Origin of the sequence: Oricola indica (assembly GCF_965227485.1) — a bacterium.
GTDB classification, from domain to species: domain Bacteria; phylum Pseudomonadota; class Alphaproteobacteria; order Rhizobiales; family Rhizobiaceae; genus Oricola; species Oricola indica.
The window spans coordinates 4,225,983-4,242,660 of the sequence record NZ_OZ245747.1; the positions used below are offsets into that span (position 1 = coordinate 4,225,983).

At 61.9% G+C, this 16,678-nt stretch carries 16 protein-coding genes and 1 riboswitch; of the genes, 5 read left to right on the forward strand and 11 right to left on the reverse strand.

Annotated features, from left to right (window positions below; genetic code table 11):
- Positions 1-97: 97 nt before the first annotated feature.
- Positions 98-976 carry a sulfurtransferase gene (locus tag ACQK2M_RS20945; protein WP_425419403.1) on the forward strand — a complete coding sequence of 293 codons (879 nt, stop codon included), beginning with the start codon at positions 98-100 and terminating at the stop codon, positions 974-976.
- A 52-nt stretch (positions 977-1,028) separates the two neighbouring features.
- On the opposite strand, the gene ACQK2M_RS20950 is transcribed toward ACQK2M_RS20945, so the two are convergent.
- The 3 genes from ACQK2M_RS20950 to ACQK2M_RS20960 are packed head-to-tail and all read right to left on the reverse strand — an operon-like array spanning position 1,029 to position 4,247.
- On the reverse strand, positions 1,029-1,766 hold the full coding sequence (locus ACQK2M_RS20950) for an SDR family NAD(P)-dependent oxidoreductase (RefSeq protein ID WP_425419404.1): 738 nt from the start codon (positions 1,764-1,766) through the stop codon (positions 1,029-1,031).
- Between the two features lie 55 nt (positions 1,767-1,821).
- Entirely contained in the window at positions 1,822-2,598 is a 777-nt protein-coding gene (locus ACQK2M_RS20955; protein WP_425419405.1) for a DUF169 domain-containing protein, read from the reverse strand.
- On the reverse strand, positions 2,595-4,247 hold the full coding sequence (locus ACQK2M_RS20960) for a class I adenylate-forming enzyme family protein (protein WP_425419406.1): 1,653 nt from the start codon (positions 4,245-4,247) through the stop codon (positions 2,595-2,597). The genes ACQK2M_RS20955 and ACQK2M_RS20960 overlap by 4 nt, the downstream gene beginning before the upstream one ends.
- 37 nt (positions 4,248-4,284) lie before the next feature.
- Between ACQK2M_RS20960 and ACQK2M_RS20965 the strand changes: the two genes are divergently transcribed.
- Positions 4,285-5,160, forward strand: coding sequence for a sulfurtransferase (locus ACQK2M_RS20965; RefSeq protein ID WP_425419407.1), 876 nt, complete (start codon positions 4,285-4,287; stop codon positions 5,158-5,160).
- Between the two features lie 71 nt (positions 5,161-5,231).
- Here ACQK2M_RS20965 and ACQK2M_RS20970 read toward each other — a convergent pair whose 3' ends face one another.
- Positions 5,232-7,160, reverse strand: a complete 1,929-nt coding sequence (locus tag ACQK2M_RS20970) for a TRAP transporter permease (RefSeq protein WP_425419408.1) — start codon at positions 7,158-7,160, stop codon at positions 5,232-5,234.
- 187 nt (positions 7,161-7,347) lie between these two features.
- On the reverse strand, positions 7,348-8,535 hold the full coding sequence (locus ACQK2M_RS20975) for a TAXI family TRAP transporter solute-binding subunit (RefSeq protein WP_425419409.1): 1,188 nt from the start codon (positions 8,533-8,535) through the stop codon (positions 7,348-7,350).
- Positions 8,536-8,750: 215 nt separating this feature from the next.
- Here ACQK2M_RS20975 and ACQK2M_RS20980 point away from each other — a divergent pair, with 215 nt between their 5' ends.
- Positions 8,751-9,089, forward strand: a complete 339-nt coding sequence (locus tag ACQK2M_RS20980) for a hypothetical protein (protein WP_425419410.1) — start codon at positions 8,751-8,753, stop codon at positions 9,087-9,089.
- A 25-nt stretch (positions 9,090-9,114) separates the two neighbouring features.
- Here the strand turns inward: ACQK2M_RS20980 and ACQK2M_RS20985 are convergent, their stop codons facing one another.
- The 6 genes from ACQK2M_RS20985 to ACQK2M_RS21010 form a co-directional block, all read right to left on the reverse strand.
- Positions 9,115-9,975 carry a GNAT family N-acetyltransferase gene (locus ACQK2M_RS20985; protein ID WP_425419411.1) on the reverse strand — a complete coding sequence of 287 codons (861 nt, stop codon included), beginning with the start codon at positions 9,973-9,975 and terminating at the stop codon, positions 9,115-9,117.
- Positions 9,972-10,673 carry an aspartate/glutamate racemase family protein gene (locus ACQK2M_RS20990; protein WP_425419412.1) on the reverse strand — a complete coding sequence of 234 codons (702 nt, stop codon included), beginning with the start codon at positions 10,671-10,673 and terminating at the stop codon, positions 9,972-9,974. The genes ACQK2M_RS20985 and ACQK2M_RS20990 overlap by 4 nt, the downstream gene beginning before the upstream one ends.
- Positions 10,673-11,512 (reverse strand): ABC transporter permease, encoded by an 840-nt coding sequence (locus ACQK2M_RS20995; RefSeq protein ID WP_425419413.1) that lies wholly within the window; start codon positions 11,510-11,512, stop codon positions 10,673-10,675. Before ACQK2M_RS20995 ends, ACQK2M_RS20990 begins: the two co-directional genes overlap by 1 nt.
- A 1-nt stretch (position 11,513) precedes the next feature.
- Positions 11,514-12,437 carry an ABC transporter permease gene (locus tag ACQK2M_RS21000; RefSeq protein ID WP_425419414.1) on the reverse strand — a complete coding sequence of 308 codons (924 nt, stop codon included), beginning with the start codon at positions 12,435-12,437 and terminating at the stop codon, positions 11,514-11,516.
- Between the two features lie 69 nt (positions 12,438-12,506).
- Positions 12,507-13,799, reverse strand: coding sequence for an ABC transporter substrate-binding protein (locus tag ACQK2M_RS21005; RefSeq protein ID WP_223476168.1), 1,293 nt, complete (start codon positions 13,797-13,799; stop codon positions 12,507-12,509).
- A 64-nt stretch (positions 13,800-13,863) separates the two neighbouring features.
- A complete protein-coding gene (locus ACQK2M_RS21010) occupies positions 13,864-14,853 on the reverse strand; it encodes an ABC transporter ATP-binding protein (RefSeq protein WP_425419415.1) in 990 nt (329 codons plus the stop codon).
- 261 nt (positions 14,854-15,114) lie between these two features.
- Between ACQK2M_RS21010 and ACQK2M_RS21015 the strand changes: the two genes are divergently transcribed.
- On the forward strand, positions 15,115-15,822 hold the full coding sequence (locus tag ACQK2M_RS21015) for a GntR family transcriptional regulator (RefSeq protein WP_425419416.1): 708 nt from the start codon (positions 15,115-15,117) through the stop codon (positions 15,820-15,822).
- A 173-nt stretch (positions 15,823-15,995) separates the two neighbouring features.
- A riboswitch (cobalamin riboswitch) is annotated at positions 15,996-16,200 on the forward strand.
- Between the two features lie 100 nt (positions 16,201-16,300).
- The gene (locus ACQK2M_RS21020; protein ID WP_223476171.1) at positions 16,301-16,603 is read left to right on the forward strand and encodes a hypothetical protein; all 303 of its coding nucleotides are present in this window, start codon (positions 16,301-16,303) and stop codon (positions 16,601-16,603) included.
- Positions 16,604-16,678: the final 75 nt, after the last annotated feature.

Here is a 16,678-nt window from a genome sequence, read left to right on the forward strand (position 1 = left end):
ATATAATGATTTTAGGCGAGGTTTTGCTGATATAGAAAACTCTCGTGATTTCCATACGTTTGTATGAATTTTTACGTTTCTGCATGGAGGAGAAAGCTTGAATAACGAAACCAAGAACCCGATCCCGCCGCTCGTCTCGACGGATTGGCTGCTGGATCACCTGGACGATCCGGACATCCGGATTTTCGATTGCAGCACCTATCTGGCGCGCGATCCGGAAACGACGTTTCGCGAGGTTACGGGCGAAAGCGACTGGTGGAACGAACACATTCCGGGCGCCGGGTTCCTCAACATCCCCGAGGCGCTGTCGGACAAGACCAGCAGTCTGCGCCTGACCATGCTGCCGCCGGACGAGTTCGCACGGCGCATGGCCGCCTATGGCGTATCGGAGGATACGCGGGTCGTGCTCTATGCGGCAGGCCAGATCATGTGGGCGACCCGGGTCTGGTGGATGCTCCGGGCGATCGGTTTCGACAATGCCGCGGTCCTCGACGGCGGTTTCCAGAAATGGAAGAGCGAGAACAAGCCGGTGTCGAACGCGCCGTGCCTCTACACACCCGGAACGCTCACTGCCCGCCCGCGCCCCGAGGCATTTTGCGACAGGCGAGAAGTCCTCTCCGCGATCGACGCACCCGGCTGCATTATCGTCAATGCGCTACCGCCGGATCAGCACCGCGGCGAGTCGGATGTCAGCCACGGTCGACGCGGCCGGATCGCCTCCAGCATCAACCTCAACGCCTTCGACCTCATCAAGCAGCCCGACGGCACGTTTCACGGCACGGACGATTTGCGAAAGCTATTCGAGGAAGCCGGAATCGGAAAGGAAGACCGCGTGCTTTGCTATTGCGGCGGCGGCATTTCGGCGACCGGGGACGCATTTGCGCTCCTGATGGCCGGATACGACAATGTGTCCGTGTATGACGGTTCGATGAACGAATGGGCGAAGGATCCCGACCTGCCGATGGAGACCGGTTAGGCCATCGCCTCGCAATGAGGGAACCCGCCGGCCAAGCCGGCGGGAACAGCGCTCACTGCATGTAGGTGCCGCCGTTGACGTTCAGCGTGTGCCCGGTGATGAAGGCAGCCTGATCGCCGGCCAGGAAGCGGATGGCGGCGGCGACGTCCTCGGGACGGCCAAGACGACCCAGCGGAACGACCTTGCTGAGAGCATCCCACTTCTCGCGCGGAATCATTGGCCCTTCGATCGGACCCGGCGCGACGCAATTCACACGAACCCCTTTCAGCGCCAGTTCCATGGCGAACGACTTGGTCATGGCGATCACGCCAGCCTTTGACGAGACATAATGCGGTTTGGTCGCCACCGGATTGACCCCGTGTGCCGATGCACCGACCTGCCCTGCCCGCGACGAGATCAGCACCACGCTGGAGGGTGCAGTGTCGACGAGCAGGTCCATCGCCGCCTGCATCAACAGGAAGCTTCCGGTGAGATTGACACGGATGACGTCTTCCCAGTCAGACAGCTTGATCTCGCCGGCAGGCACGGTTTCGCGGGTGATCCCCGCCGCATGCGCCAGGACGTGCAGACCGCCGGCCTGGCGAGCCGTATCGATCCACCGACGGCAGTCTTCTGCATTCGACACATCGCCACGCACGGATATGGCCCCGTTGCCGATCCGCTTGGCGAGTTCGGTGGTATCCACGACGTCCGCAAGAATAACGGTGTGGTCGCGACCAAGGTCCTCCGCCGTGGCCTTGCCGATATTGCTGGCCGCACCTGTCACCAGGGCGATTTTGTCTCCCGACATTCAATCCTCCAAAAATACAAATTGGTATCGCGGCCCCAGAGCCGCGAGAAAATGGTCAATCGTAGCTCACACCAAGGCCCTCTGCCGGATCCATCCCGGTACCGTAGGGTAGAATCGGATAGCGGATGCCGACCTTTTCGAGTTCGGCGAGGCCGACAATCGCCTCGATGAAATCACTCGGCGTCAAGGCGAACAGCATCTCGTCATCCGCGACACCTCCGAAGCGCCTTTCGGCGAAACACGGAATCGAAAGGGAGGAACGGCCGCTCGCCAGCGCCTGCCCCCAGGAATCCGCGCAGGCGCTCTCGCCGGTGATGCTCATTTCGATGCGACGATAATTGTTGCGCTGGAGCCCGTTGATAAACAGGATCATCTGCGCGGGACTGGCGTAGAGCAGGATCGTGTCCGGCGGATCCAGGCGGGCTTTCGCCACCGGCGATGCCACAAGTCCCTGGTAGCGCCCCTTTTCGACACGCGGCATCTGGTCCTGATGAAAACGCGCGGCTTCCTGATTGCCGAACCACACACCGTTCATGCGCTCTCCCGAAAGATGCTCATCGCTGGCCGCTGCGAGCCCGATCACGTCCGAACAGGTTGAATTGCGGATCACGGAATCGGACACGATCCCGAGCGTATAGCCGATCATGCGGCATTGGCTGACGAGCTGGCACGTCGTCAGCCGCCGCCCGCCGACTTTCAGCCGCAGGCCGGGCGTCTCCATCATCTCTTCACGGCTCTCGAAGAGCTTCAGTCCAATCGGTTCCGTCCTCAGGCGCAGCAGGCGCACCAGTTCGGTGGAACGCTCCTTCAGTTCTTCCGCATTCGGGCTCATTTGAACATTTCCGTCAGCTTGAATTTCTGGGGTTTGTCGGAAGACGATCGCGGCAGCGCATCCACGAAATGGACCCGCTTCGGCACCTTGAAGCCGGCCAACTGCGATCGGCAGAAATCCCGGACCTCTTCCTCGGTCAGAGAGGCATTTTCGGTCGTTTCGACGGCGACGCACAGCATCTCGCCCAGATGATCGTCCGGAATGCCGAAGGCGGCGGCGTCGCGGATGCCGGGACACCGGATCACGACCTGCTCGACCTCCTGGGCGGCAACATTCTCGCCTCCGGTCTTGACCATGTCCTTGGAGCGGCCGACGAAATAGGCGAATCCGTCTTCATCGAAACGGAACAAATCGCCCGACTTGAGCCAGCCGCCGTCCACAATCGCTTCGCTGGTCGCCGCCTCGTTGTTCCAGTAGCCCTTGAACACGACGGGGCCCTTGACCTGAAGCTCCCCGCTGTTGCCGATCGGGTCGAGCACGGTCCCGTCTTCATCGACAAGGCGATAGCGCACATGCCGCCAGCCATATCCCAAGGTACCGGCGTGGCCTTCCAGCTCTTCGGTTCGCTGCGACTTGATGGTCGTGACACAGCTTTCCGTCATGCCGTAACCCCAGCCGAACTCAGCATTCGGGAAACGGGCGCGAATCTTTTCCTGGCGCTCCTCGCTGAGAGGACCGGCAGCGGTCGATACGAATGTGGTGCCGGGGAAGGTTTCGCCGAGAAAACTCGGATCCTCCGTCACCTTCACCCACATGGCGGACACGAGGAAGACGTGGCTCGGCTGAAAGCTCCTGATCGCGTCGAGCACCGCTTCGGTCGAGAACCTGTCGACGATGTACAGCGCCCCTCCCGCATGGAGGAGCGGACCGTGCAGGACACCGAAACCGGAAATATGAAAAAGCGGCGCGACCAGGACTGCCGAATGCGACGGCCGCAACTCGCTTTCCATGATGTAGTTGATCGAATTCCAGGCGAGATTTCCGTGCGTGAGCATGGCGCCCTTGGGACGTGACGTGGTGCCGGACGTGTAGATCAGCATCGCCACGTCATCCGTGGAAATGCAGCCATACTGAACCTGCTCGTAGTTGCGCGCAGCGCGCCAGTCAGCGACGGCCTGCGGCGACGGCGTTTCGCAATAGGAGCGTATCTCCTCGACCCGGGGCGGATTGACCATCCCCGAAAGCGCCTCCGCAAGAAGCGGAGCATATTCCTCCCCGCACAACACAAGCGATGGCGTGGAGTCGTCGATGAGGAAACGCAGTTCGTCGGCGGAGTAACGGGTATTCGCCGGAACCATGATGCAACCGTTCAGAGCGGTCGCATGGAGGAACGCGATCGTTTCGATGCAGTTGTCGACGAGGATGACAACCCGATCGCCGAAACCGACGCCGTCTCCGTCAAGCCTGACGGCAATGCCGTAGATGTATTCGGCGAGCTCGCCGAAATTGAAGCTTCGGCTCCGATCGCGAACAGCCAGTTTCCCGGGCCGACGGAGCGCATGCCAATTCAATGTCTGAAAGATATTCAAGCGAAGGTTTCCTCCCAAAACACTCCCGGCCGAAAACGCTACCGCAGCACCGCGCCGGGCCTTGATCGATGATAGAAAACTGTGATTGATATGTAAACAAACGTTTGTATTAATTTTCATCGCCACAAGACAGCGATGGACGCGAGGGAGAGAGACGATGTCGAACACAAACGGGCGCTTGCCCGCCAGAAGCACCGCGTGGCTCGAGGACAATCTGGCCGACCCCGGCCTGCGGATTTACGACTGCACGGCCTACCTCCGGCCTGACCCGGAGACCGTTTTCCGCGTCGAAAGCGGGCGCGAGGAATGGGCCCGGGCCCATATCCCGGGCGCGAACCATGTCGATATCGAGAAGGACATTTCCGATCCCGACAGCCCGCTGCGCTTCACCATGCCGAAACGCGCGGACTTCGCGGCGGCGATGGCGGCGCTTGGCGTCAGCGACCGCACCGAAGTCGTGCTCTACAGCGCGACCCATTACATGTGGGCAACGCGCGTCCTCTGGATGCTCCAGGATATCGGCTTCACCAACGCCTCCATCCTCGACGGGGGGCTGCCCAAATGGCTCCGCGAGGATCGCCCGATGACCAGCGAAGCACGGTCCTACGCCCCGGGAAACCTCACCGTCCGGCCGGCCGGCACGCACTTCGTCGGCAAGGACGCGGTGCTGTCCGCGATCGACGGCTCCGGCGCGGCGCTGGTCAACGCACTGCCGCCGGGCCAGTTCCGCGGCGATCCGAACGAGACCAATCACGGCCGGCTCGGCCGCATTGCGTCCAGCATCAACATTCCGGCCAACGCCCTGCTCGATCCGAAGGAAGGCATCCTCCGAGAGATCGATGACATCGCCGACATGGCGGCGGGCGCGGGACTTTCGCGGGACCAGCCCGTCATCTGCTATTGCGGCGGCGGCGTGTCGGCGACCTGCGTCGCGATTGCGCTTCAGGCGTGCGGATACAACGATGTCAGCGTCTATGACGGATCGATGAACGAATGGGTGCAGGATCCGGATCTTCCGATGGAAATCGGCTGACATGACAATGCCGGCGGCTCTCGCCGCCGGCATTGAACAGGCTGACATGGTTTGTGTCGGCCCCGAGGAATTCAGGCCTCGGCAGCCGGTTTCTGCGTCTCGGCGCGCGCACGGCCGAACCAGGCCGCGGCAAAGCCGGCCACGGCGGCGGCACCGCCGACCGAATCCGTGAACACACCAGGGCTCAGCAGCATGCCGCCCGCCAACAGGAAGAGCGCGCGCGGCACCATGCGGATCGGACCGACACGATAGGCCCAGCCCTCCATCGCCTGCGAGATCAGCACGATGCTGATGCATGCCGTGACCACGGCCGCGACGCAGTCGATGAACTCTCCATGCAGGATCAGTTCGGGATTGAGCGCGAACATGAACGGCAGCACGAACAGAATCGCGCCGATCCGCATGCTCTTGAAGCCCACCGGCATGGTTTTGGTGCCCGCCACGCTACCCGCGGCCATCGCACCGAGTGCGACGGGCGGCGTGATGAAAGACAGCATGCCCCAGTACAGGATGAACAGATGCACGGCCATCGGGTCCAGCCCCTGCTGGACCAGCGCGCTTGGCAGGATCGTCGCCAGCAGCAGATAACATGCGGTGATCGTCATCCCCATGCCGAGAATGAAGCTGGTGATCGCGCCGAAACCGAGCAGGAGAAGCGTGTTGTTGCCACCGAAAAGGATCAGTTCGCGCGAAAAGGCCGCGCCGACGCCGGTGAAGGTCAACGCCCCGATCACCATGCCGATGCCGGCCAGGATGGCGAAGATATTGACGATCGTCCGGATGCTCTCCCGGACCAGCTTCAACAGGTCAAGCAAACCGATCTGGCGGCGCAACAGCGACACGCCGACGACGAAAACCGTCGCATAATAGGGCGCGTAAGTTTCCAGGCGCATGCCGATCAGAAGGTAGGTCAGCAGAACGAGCCCGCCGAGATGATGCCAGCCGCGTCCCAGCACCTCCCACACACTCGGCAGGTCCTCCATCGCGGGAACCGTCAGCTTCTTGCGCGCGGCGAACATGTCCACCTGCAACACCAAGGCAAGGTAGAACAGGATCGAGGGCACCAGCGCGGCGATCGCGACTTCGACATAGGACACCCGCAGGAAGTCCGCCATGATGAAGGCGACCGCGCCCATGACAGGCGGCATGAGCGTACCGCCCGTCGAGGCGCAAGCCTCGACAGCGGCGGCATAGGTCGCCGGATAACCCGCCTTGCGCATCGCGGGGATCGTCAGCCGCCCGGTTGTCACGATGTTGGAAAGCACACTTCCGCTCAGCGAGCCGAACAGCGCGCTGGACATGATCGCCACCTTGGCGGTGCCGCCGCGCGTGCGCCCGAGCAGAGCCATGGCGATGTCCATGAAGAAACGCCCGCCGCCGGTGACGATCAGGGACGCGCCGAAAATCAGGAACCCCATGAGGACGGTCATGACAACCCTGATCGGCTGGCCGAGAATGCTGTCGGCGCCAAGAGCGTGCTCGCGCAGCACCGTGCCGACATCCAGTCGCGGCGCCCAGAGAAAGCCCGGCATGACGTGCGCGATGATCGGATAGGCCCCGAAGATCGCGCAGACCACAAGGATAACCGTGCCGCCGACGCGGCGCACAGCCTCGAGCGCAAGCAGGCACAACAGGCCGCTCGCCACCGTCGCCGCAACCGGCGAGCGATAGACCCAGCCAAGATTGACGATGTTCTCGCCATTCAGCGCCAGGTAGCCGCAGGTCGCTGCACAGCAGACAAAAAGCAGCCAGTCATACCAGGGAACGGCGCCGCTGGCCGTTTTTCTTGCCGGGTAGAGGAGGAAGGTGATCGAAAGGAACAGGACCATCTCAAGATAGAGAAAAACGTTCTCCACCAGGACGATGCCCATTATCCGGAGCCCAAGAATGTGATTGAGCGCGACCAGTATCCCGGCCGCACCCATGAATAGCGCGATCATGTCCGGGACACGCCGAAGATTTCGCTCCTGCGCCTCGAAAGTGAATTCTGCTGATTCCAATTTCACAATCCTGTGCGTTACGGACTCCGGCTGGCATGCTTACCTGCCCGGAGCACAGTGACCACGCGATAAAGCCCGCCCGGGCTCATGCCAAACTGACGCAGGGTTGGCCGGTCGCGGCGGATTTCGAAGGTTGAAGTCGCGCCCCGCCGCCTATCCGACAGCGGGGCGCCAGCCGGTCTTGGGACTAGCTCGTACGATATGCTTCCCAGAATTCGGCCCAGGCTTCGTCATCACTGCCCGTATAGCCGGCAGCCTTTTTCTCTTCGAGCCAGGGACCAAAAGCCTCCGTCGCCGCATTCCACTTCGCCTTGGCTTTCGCGAGGCGATCGAGGCGCTTTTCCTGCCAGGCGCGGTCTTCGTCCGTCCAGACACCCTTCTCCTCGAGATAGCGCACCGCGCCTTCGTGGAAGGGAACGTCCGCCGGAGAATGACCTGCCTTGGAGATATGAAGGTTGCCTATGTCGGGATGCGCATTCTTGTAAATGTCGTAGGATTCATCGAGCGCCTTGATGAAGGCGTATACCTCGTCGGCGTCGCGCGAGTCGTAGCAGGCGACCTGCGGATACTTCCAACCCATGATGTCGACCGGATTCTCTTTCGACATCGCCTCGCCATTCGTGTCGTGACGCGGCGTGATCGCCGGCATGATCGCCTGCAGGCGCGCCCAGCCTTCCTTGTCGTCCGGCGGGAACTCGACCCAGCGCAGGCCGCGCGACGAAAGCTCGACTTCCTTCATGGCGGGAGAGTTGGTCGTGTAGGTGACGGCGTCGATCTGGTTGTTGATCAACCCCTCCTTGGAGCCGACCGACGAATTGCTGAGCCAGACCACCTCGACATCATCGCGCGTCAGACCCGCGAAGGCGAGATAGGCATCCGTCTTCACATTCACCGACGGGCTACCCTTCACATAGCCGACGCGCTTGCCCTTCAGGTCCTTGGGATAGAAAATATTCGCGTCTTTCGCGCTGGCGAGCGCCAAGGCTTTCGGCGGCGCGAGCACCATGCGCAGATCCTGCGGCCCGCCCCAGTCGCGCGTGCCGAATTCAAAGGCGGCTTCCGACGCAAAGAACAGCTCGTTGGCCGCGAAGGTGTAATCGGCCCCGCCGAGTTTCAACGGCAGGACAAGAGCCACACCATTGGCCGCGGGAGAGATTCTGACCCGTGATGATGTGGTCTTCTGCAGCGCATCTGCCACCGCGGTGGCGATGATGTTGCCGGACCCGGTGCCGTGGCACTTGAAGATGAGTGTATCGGCCATGCCCGTCGCCGCCCTGGCGACATGCGGTGCAAAAACCGCTCCGGCGACGCCGGCGCCGCCGAGCTTGAGTACGCTGCGGCGAGATACGCCGGCGCTGCCCTTTGAATCGCGCATAGATTCCTCCCAAAAATGTTCGTTTGTCGAGCGTGATCCTCTTCACGCAGCTGAACGTTAACGAAGCCCCATTTGTGTGTCAAACGTTTGTTTGAATTTTCAAACTCTCCGACCCGCCGCATGCTCAAAATCCCCTCGTGCCGAACCTCCTGTCGGATGGCGCCAGATCGTGCGCCCCTCCCCCGATTAAGTGGTTTCGGTCTTCCGATATGGCGATGTACGAAACCTCACAACTGTCGGCCAAGTATGGCCCGAGCTTCGATCGCAATGCGTGGACGAATGGCGGAAAGGCCCACATGGACAGGTTGCGTGGGCGTGGGCGGCCGGTTCGCATCGAGAGCGTCGGCGGAACCGTTCTCCTCGTCCGCGCCGACCTGCACCGCGACGGGCTGATCTTCCCTCCATATCGCTACGGGCTGGAGAGCCCGGTCATTCGAGACGTTCACCCGGTCTGGGGAAAAGGCGAAATCGAGACCGAGGGGCTTGCGGCCATGGCACATGACATGGGCGTCCAGTGCTGGGGACTGCCGGACCTTCAGGTCGTGCACGCCTGACAATTCGGTGTCGTCTTGTGCCGGATCAGCCCAGTTCGAATGTCGTGATGCCGAAAATCCGGTCGAGCGGGAGGTGCGGATCGGGGCCCCGATACATGCGGGCTGTTTCGAACACTGGCGCAAGGCCGGCGCGCACGGCCAACGCGACTGCGGCCGCGTTGTCTTCCGGCGTGTCCAGCGAGACTTCTGCCTGCCCCGGCATCGTTTCCACGAGCGTGGCGAACAAGGCTTCCGCGATTTCGGGTCTGTCGGCGAAAAGCGGGCCGATCTTGTAGCCCGTCCGGCATGTGCGGATCGTCCCGTACCCGACCATCCGGCCGTCATCGATGGCGACGAGGCTCTGACGCTGCGTGCCGTCCGCCGGCAAGACCCAGTCGGTCACGAAGGCGTCCCGGTCGGCGGGGAAGTGCGCCCGGTCATGGGCGGCAAGCGCCGAAAGATCGGCCACACGGACCGGCCTGATTTCGCAGCCTGGCGAGCGGACGGGCATTCGCTTCGGCACGCCGGTGTGGCGGATGTTGCGCCCCGCCAGGACGAAACCGCTTTTGCGATAATTGTCCTGCTGCGCAACCACCCCGTCCAGCCCGATAACGCGATCTCCCAGATGCGCCATGCCGGCATTCCAGGTCGCCATGCCCGCACCCAGCCCGCGATGTCCGGGCCGGACGACATAGAAACCGAGGAAGCCGAAATCCATGCCGTAGCGCACGACGGATATCGACGAAACAGGCTCGCCGCCGTCAAAGCCCATCAGGAACCCCTTCGGGTCCGCTGCGTGGAAAGCTGCAAGATCGTCGAGACCGGGATTCCAGCCTTCCTGCGCCGCCCATTCGACCGCGACCGCGAACTCGTCGAGGCTGGCAGGCCGAATATCGAGGCCCTTCATGCCACGCGGTCTCCACGATCCGGGCCGGCCCAGCGGTCGGCATTGGCCGCGCGCAGCGCTTCCGCGAAGGCGACCGCAGCCGCCACGCCGTCGATGACAGGCAGCCGGAAGCGGTCGGATAATGTCTTTGCGAGATCGGCCATGCCCGCGCATCCAAGCACGATCGCATCCGGATTGTCATCCGCGACGGCCCGCGCGATTTCCGCGGCGATGATATCGCGGGAATCATCCTTCGCCGATTCCAGTTCCAGCACGGGCACTTCGGAGGCGCGAACCTTTCGGCAGCGTGACGCGAATCCATGGGCTTCCAGATTGGCTTCGAGCACGGGCACGGATACGCCGAGCGTGGTCACGACCGAAAAGCTCTCGCCGACAAGCATCGCAGCGTGAAACGCCGCCTCCCCGATCCCGATCACGGGAATCGGCGACCGGCGTTTCAGGGCCATCAGGCCCGTATCGTCGAAGCAGGCGATCACGCAGGCGTCGTAGCCCCCCTTTTCGATGACCTCCGCATCGAAAAGGCGGAACAGGCCCGGCAAGGCGGCCGCGCCATCCTCGGCGCCCTGGATGGCGGGCGGCGTGCCGGTCGGATTGATCGCCGTGATCCGTGTCTCGCCCCGTGCGGCGTCCTGCGCCGCCTTCCCGATCGACCGCGCCATTGCCGCAGTCGAATTGGGATTGATGACGAGAATGTGCATCAAACCATGCCCTGGCCCGCATCCGAGCCCTGGCGCGCTCGCCGGCGGTTCATGATCACCACCGTAACAAGGAACACGGCGATGATAACGAGGGAGAATGCCGTGGTCAGCGTGCCGAGCGCGAAGATGACCGGCGTGGTGACATTCGTGGTCATGCCGTAGATTTCGAGCGGCAGCGTGTTGTAGCTGCCCGCCGTCAGCAGGGTCCGCGCGAACTCGTCATAGGAGAGCGTGAAGCCGAAAAGCGCCACGCCGATCAGCATCGGCGCAATGATCGGCAGGACGACATGCCAGATGGTCTGCCATGCGGTTGCGCCCTGGTCGCGCGCCGCTTCCTCGTAGGATTTGTCGAAGCGATTGAAGACCGCGAACATGATCAGGAGCCCGAAGGGGAGCGTCCAGGTCAGTTGCGAACCGTAGCCCGATGTCGACCAGTGAATGTCGAGGCCGGACTGCGAGAAGATCAGGCCGACACCAAGCGAGATCAGGATCGACGGAATCACCAGCGAGGTGATGATCAGGTAGAAGATGATGCCAGAGCCGGGAAATCGCTTGCGGAAGGCGAGACCGCCCATCACGGAGACGACGACGGTGGTTACCATGACCATCAGGCCGAGCACGAAGGACCGCGCGAAAGAGCCCCAGATATCCCCGACCGCCTGCTGCTGGAAGAGTTCGTGGAACCAGTGCACAGACACGCCCCGCATCGGGAAGGTCAGACCGCCCTGCGGCCCCTGGAAGGACAGGATCGCGATCGTGACCGTCGGGCCGTAAAGGAAGATCAGGAAAGCGCCGAAGACAGCGGCCATGACGTAGAAGGAGCGAGGCCTTTTTTCCATCTCAGAGCTCCTTCCTGATGTCGACGAAGCGCAGCAATATCCCGATGACGATCAGGACCGTGATCAAAAGGATGACCGCCGTGGCCGCCGCTGACGGATATTGCAGCAGGGCGATGTCGTTGGAGATCAGCCGGCCGACATTCGCCTTCTGGCTGCCGGACATGAAACGCACCGTGATGAAATCGCCCATCACCAGCGTGACGACGAAGATCGACCCGATCATGATGCCTGGCTTGGTAAGCGGGATGATGACGTTGTTGAGTGTCTGGAAACCCGTCGCGCCATTGTCGTAGGCGGCCTCGATCAGCGACTTGTCGATGCGCATCATGGTGTTGAAGATCGGCACCACCATGAACAGCGTATAAAGATGCACGAAGGCGAGGATCACCGAGAAATCGGAGAAAAGCAGCCATTCCAGCGGTTCATCGATCACTCCCATCGAGATCAGCGCCGAATTGGCGATGCCGTTACGTCCGAGGAACGGAATCCACGAAATCATGCGGATGATGTTCGATGTCCAGAACGGGATGGTGCACAGAAGGAAGAGTACGATCTGCCATGTCAGCGTGCGGACGTGGAACGCCAGGAAATAGGCGATCGTGAAGCCGAGAACCAGCGTGATGGCCCAGGTGACGACGGCGTATTTGATGGTGTTGAGAAACACCGAATAGGTCACGGGCGAGGTGAGCAGAAATTCGTAATTGTCGAACTGGAAAGCCGGATAGATCGAGAATTCGGTCGCGCCCCAGAAACTGACGATGACGATCATCACGATCGGCAGCACAAGGAAGAAGAACAGGACCAGCGTCAGCGGCAGCGAAAGCAGCCAGCCGGTCAAGGTGTCGGAGAGACCGAGCGATTTGCGCGCCTTCCCCGGTGCGGAAGTTTGGGCTTCGAGTGCCATGGTTTGCGTCAGATCCGACATGGTTTCGCGTTCGGCAGTTTTGTCGGCGCCCCGGCATAGGGAAGACCGGAGCGCCGCAATCTCATCGCGTTACGCCGCGATGAACTCGTTCCACTTGCGAACCATGTACTGGTTCTCGTCCATGACGGCGTTCCAGCAGGCGACCGACCCCATGCGGTCGTAGAACGATCCGCCATCGCGCGTTTCGCCGGCCTCGGCCAACTTGTCGCCGGTCGGGCTGGTGATGACGTCCGTGGCTTCCTTGCCCTCGAACCAGTAGCCCCACTCGTTCTCGCTCATGAACTCCTTGGAGGTCTCCGGCACCGCGGAGTAGTAGCCCTGGCGCATCAAGTAGCCGCCGACCCAGCCGGAAAGGTACCAGTTGATGTACTCGTAGGCTGCATCGAGCTCGAGACCCGAAAGCGATTTCGACAAGCCGATGCCACCGCCCCAGGACCTGTAGCCTTCCTTCAGCGGCTGGTAGACGCAGGGAATGCCGCGGGACTTCACAGCGGTGATTGCCGGGGACCACATGGACTGGATCACCACCTCACCGGAGGCCATCAGATTGACGCTCTCGTCGAATGTCTTCCAGAAGGCGCGGAACTGACCGTCCTTCTTGGCCTCGGTGAAGATCGCCATGGTCTTGTCGATCTCTTCCCTGGTCATGTTGCCCTTGTCGCCATACTGGATCTCGCCCATCGCCTCGCAGACCATGGCCATATCCATGATGCCGATCGAGGAGATATCGAGGATCGACGCCTTGCCCTTGAACTCGGGGTTCAACAGCTCGGTCCAGCTCTCGATCGGACGACCGATCAAGTCGGGACGGATACCCAGCGTGTCAGCGTTGTAGATCGTCGGGATGAGCGTCATCCAATTGGTCTGCTCGTCGGCGAAAGTCGTGGCGCCCGGCTCGGGAATGAAGCCTACCGTGTGCGGCGCGGTGCCTTGGGCGATTTCGCTTTCCGGGGTCAGCTTGCCGCTTTTGAAGATGCCGACGATCTTGTCGTAATTCTTGATCTTCGACACGTCCATCGCCTGCAGGTTGCCTGTCGGCCAGACCTTTTTGCAGATCCAGTATTCGATATCGGCGATGTCGAACGAGTCGGGCTGGGTCGCCGCACGCTGCGTGACCGCGTCGGAATCGAGCGCCGTCATTTCGAGCGTGAAGCCGAGGTCTTCCTTCACCTTCTGGGCAACGTCATTGAGGTTGGAGACGCCGGTGCCGAACTGGCGCAGCGTCACGTCCTTGATGTTCTGCGCCCAGATGGTCGGAAATCCGGTGATCGCGCCGGAACCGACAGCCGCACCGGCGGTGGCGGCAGCGCCCTTGAGAACAGAACGTCGGCTGACGCCCTTCTTTTCCTGTTTGATGCTCATGGTGGGGGCTCCTTTTCCCTTCCAGTGGCTGGCCGGCGACCGCAGGCCGCAGGCCCTTTGCGGCTTACGCCGCAAGCGAGTGGGCATCCTCCGGCTTCCACGACAGGAAGACGGATTGGCCGATTTCTATGGGATTGGCGAAGAATGCCGTGTCGCCAACGGTCACGTTCAACTCGCCGGTATCGGGCGCCTCGACGGCGACGTTGACGCTTGTGCCGAGATATTCGACCGCGCGCACGACGGCCGACAGCGCGGCATCGGGGGTCTGCTCCTGATGCAGGAAAATCCGGTCGGCGCGTACAGCAAGCTTGCCGCTCTCGCCCGCCATGATGTTGTGACCGCCGATGAAGCGCGCGACGAATTCCGTACGCGGCGCGTCGAAGACCTCCTGCGGCTTGCCGTCCTGCTCGATGAGCCCGCCATTCATGACGATGATGTGGTCGGCAAGCGCAAGCGCCTCGTCCTGGCTGTGGGTGACGTGGATGAAGGAGATGCCGAGTTCGCGCTGCAGGCGTTTCAGTTCGGTGCGCATGCGCAGTCGCAGAAACGGATCGAGCGCGGACAGGGGCTCGTCGAGGAGCAGGATGGACGGCTTCGTGATCAGAGCGCGGGCAAGGGCGACGCGCTGCTGCTGGCCGCCGGACAATTGTTCGGGCAGGCGCTCGCCATAGGCGGACATGTCGACGAGTTCCAGCAGTTCGCGGGCGCGTTCCTGCCGGGTGCCCTTGTCGACACCCTTCATCTTCAGGCTGAACGCGACATTTTCGGTGACGCTGAGATGCGGGAACAGCGCGTAGCTCTGGAACATCATCGCCGTGCCGCGTTTCGCCGGCGGCAGATCGGTGATGTTGTGCCCGTCGAGGACGATATCGCCCGATGACGCCGTTTCGTGGCCGGCGATCATGCGCAGCGTCGAGGACTTGCCGCATCCGGACGGGCCAAGCAGGCAGGTATAGGTTCCGCCCGGTATCTTCTGGTCAATCGCGTCGACGGCGATCGTGTCGCCATAGCGTTTTGTCAGGCTGACAAGTTCAAGCGCCGACTTATCGGACATTGGCAGGCTCCTTGCGCATCTGCGCGAAGCCTTGCAATCGCTGTGCCAGAAATCGAAAATCTATTAACTATCTGATTTTAAAACGCTATAATTACTCCTTCCACATTCCAATTTCAGAATGTGCCCGATATTTAAGCATGTCGGATACAACTTGCGCAATTTTTGTATATGATTTTTCTGTTGATTGAATCGCTCCACGGGCGTATCTCAAGGCTTCCGGCATAAGCTCTACCGACATCCAATTCGGGGAACCGACCTCAGATGAATCCTGGTGTGATCAACGGCACCTACTCCCTTCCTCCGGGACGGGCGCTGGAGATTTGCCACCAGATCGAGGGCGCGATTCTGCGCCACCGCATTCGCCCCGGCACGAAGCTGTCCGAGGACGAGGTCGGCGACACGTTCGGCGTCAGCCGCACGGTTGCGAGGACCGCCCTGCAGGCGCTGGCGCATGGCGGTCTCGTGACGATCGAGCGCAATCGCGGCGCCTTCGTATCGAGGCCGACGATCCGCGAGGCGCATGAGGTGTTCGAGGCGCGCACGCTGATCGAACCGCGCATCGCCCGCATGGCCGCGAAAGCGATGACCGATGAGGCGCTCGCCCGCCTTCAGCGTCACATCGACGCCGAACATGATGCCTTCGCAAAGGGCGAAATGGGGTTGGCGCTGTCGCTGTCGGGCGCGTTCCACCTCGCCATCGCCGAGATCGCCGATCAGAAAGTTCTGACCCAGATCCTTCACTCGCTGGTTTCGCGATCGTCGCTGATCATCGCGCTCTACTGGAAACGCCCGGACACGGCTTGCGAAAGCCATTCGCACCACGCCCTTCTCGATGCCTTCTTGCGCCGCGACCAGTCGGTGGCCGAAGAGATCATGAACAGTCATATCGTCGACCTTCACTCCGGCCTCGACCTCATTGACCGCGATGAGAACGAGCCGTCACTCGCAGACGTCTTCGCGACGAGCTGACGGGTTCGGTATCGCCGATTTCGGTCGGCAGAGGACCGGGAAAGCTGTCCGGTTCGGGTCGGCAGGTCTTCCGGCTCCTGGGACGCGAAGCAGAAATGGAGTTGCCTCGCCGTCGATGGCTCTCGTCAGCGCAGCGAATGAACCTCAACCAGTTGACAGGCGGCAGTGGATAATCACCATATATTGTGTGTGGTTCCGGCGATTCGCATCGCCGGCGAAGATGGGAATCCGGTGCGCATGACGCTAGGCCGGAGCTGCCCCCGCAACTGTAAGCGGCGAGCCCGCGTCCGATAACGCCACTGGGACGAATGTCCCGGGAAGGCCGGAAAAGGGCGGTGACCCGCGAGCCAGGAGACCTGCCACGCATCGACGACAACGACGGGCGGGGTGCCCGGAAAGGATGTATTCGTGACAGAACGGCCTGACCGCCTGCCCGCATTGCCTTTTCCGCGCGCCCGCATTTTGCGCGGAGGGCGCCATGAGCATCGATCTCACACTTCAACAATTGCAATCGAAGACCGAATCGCCCGAGCGGGCCAAGGAATATGGCCAACTCGGCTACATGCAGTGGCTTGGATGGCTACCGGCGGACGCCTGCTACCGGACGGCGGCAATCCGCGCCTATGCGACGGCGAAGCCCATCATGCGCACCGACCCGGCCGTCGCGGTGTTTTGCCAATTGTTGATCGAGTCGCTCGAAAATCCGCTTGCTCCGCTTGATCTCGCCCTGCCGAAACCACGACGGCGTGGCGGCGCGAGGGAGCGGCGGCTGTCACTCTGAGCGCTTCCGGAAATACGCCGACCGCGGATTTCGCCTGATCGATTCACACATCTTGAAACCGGCAGGTCGGACTGA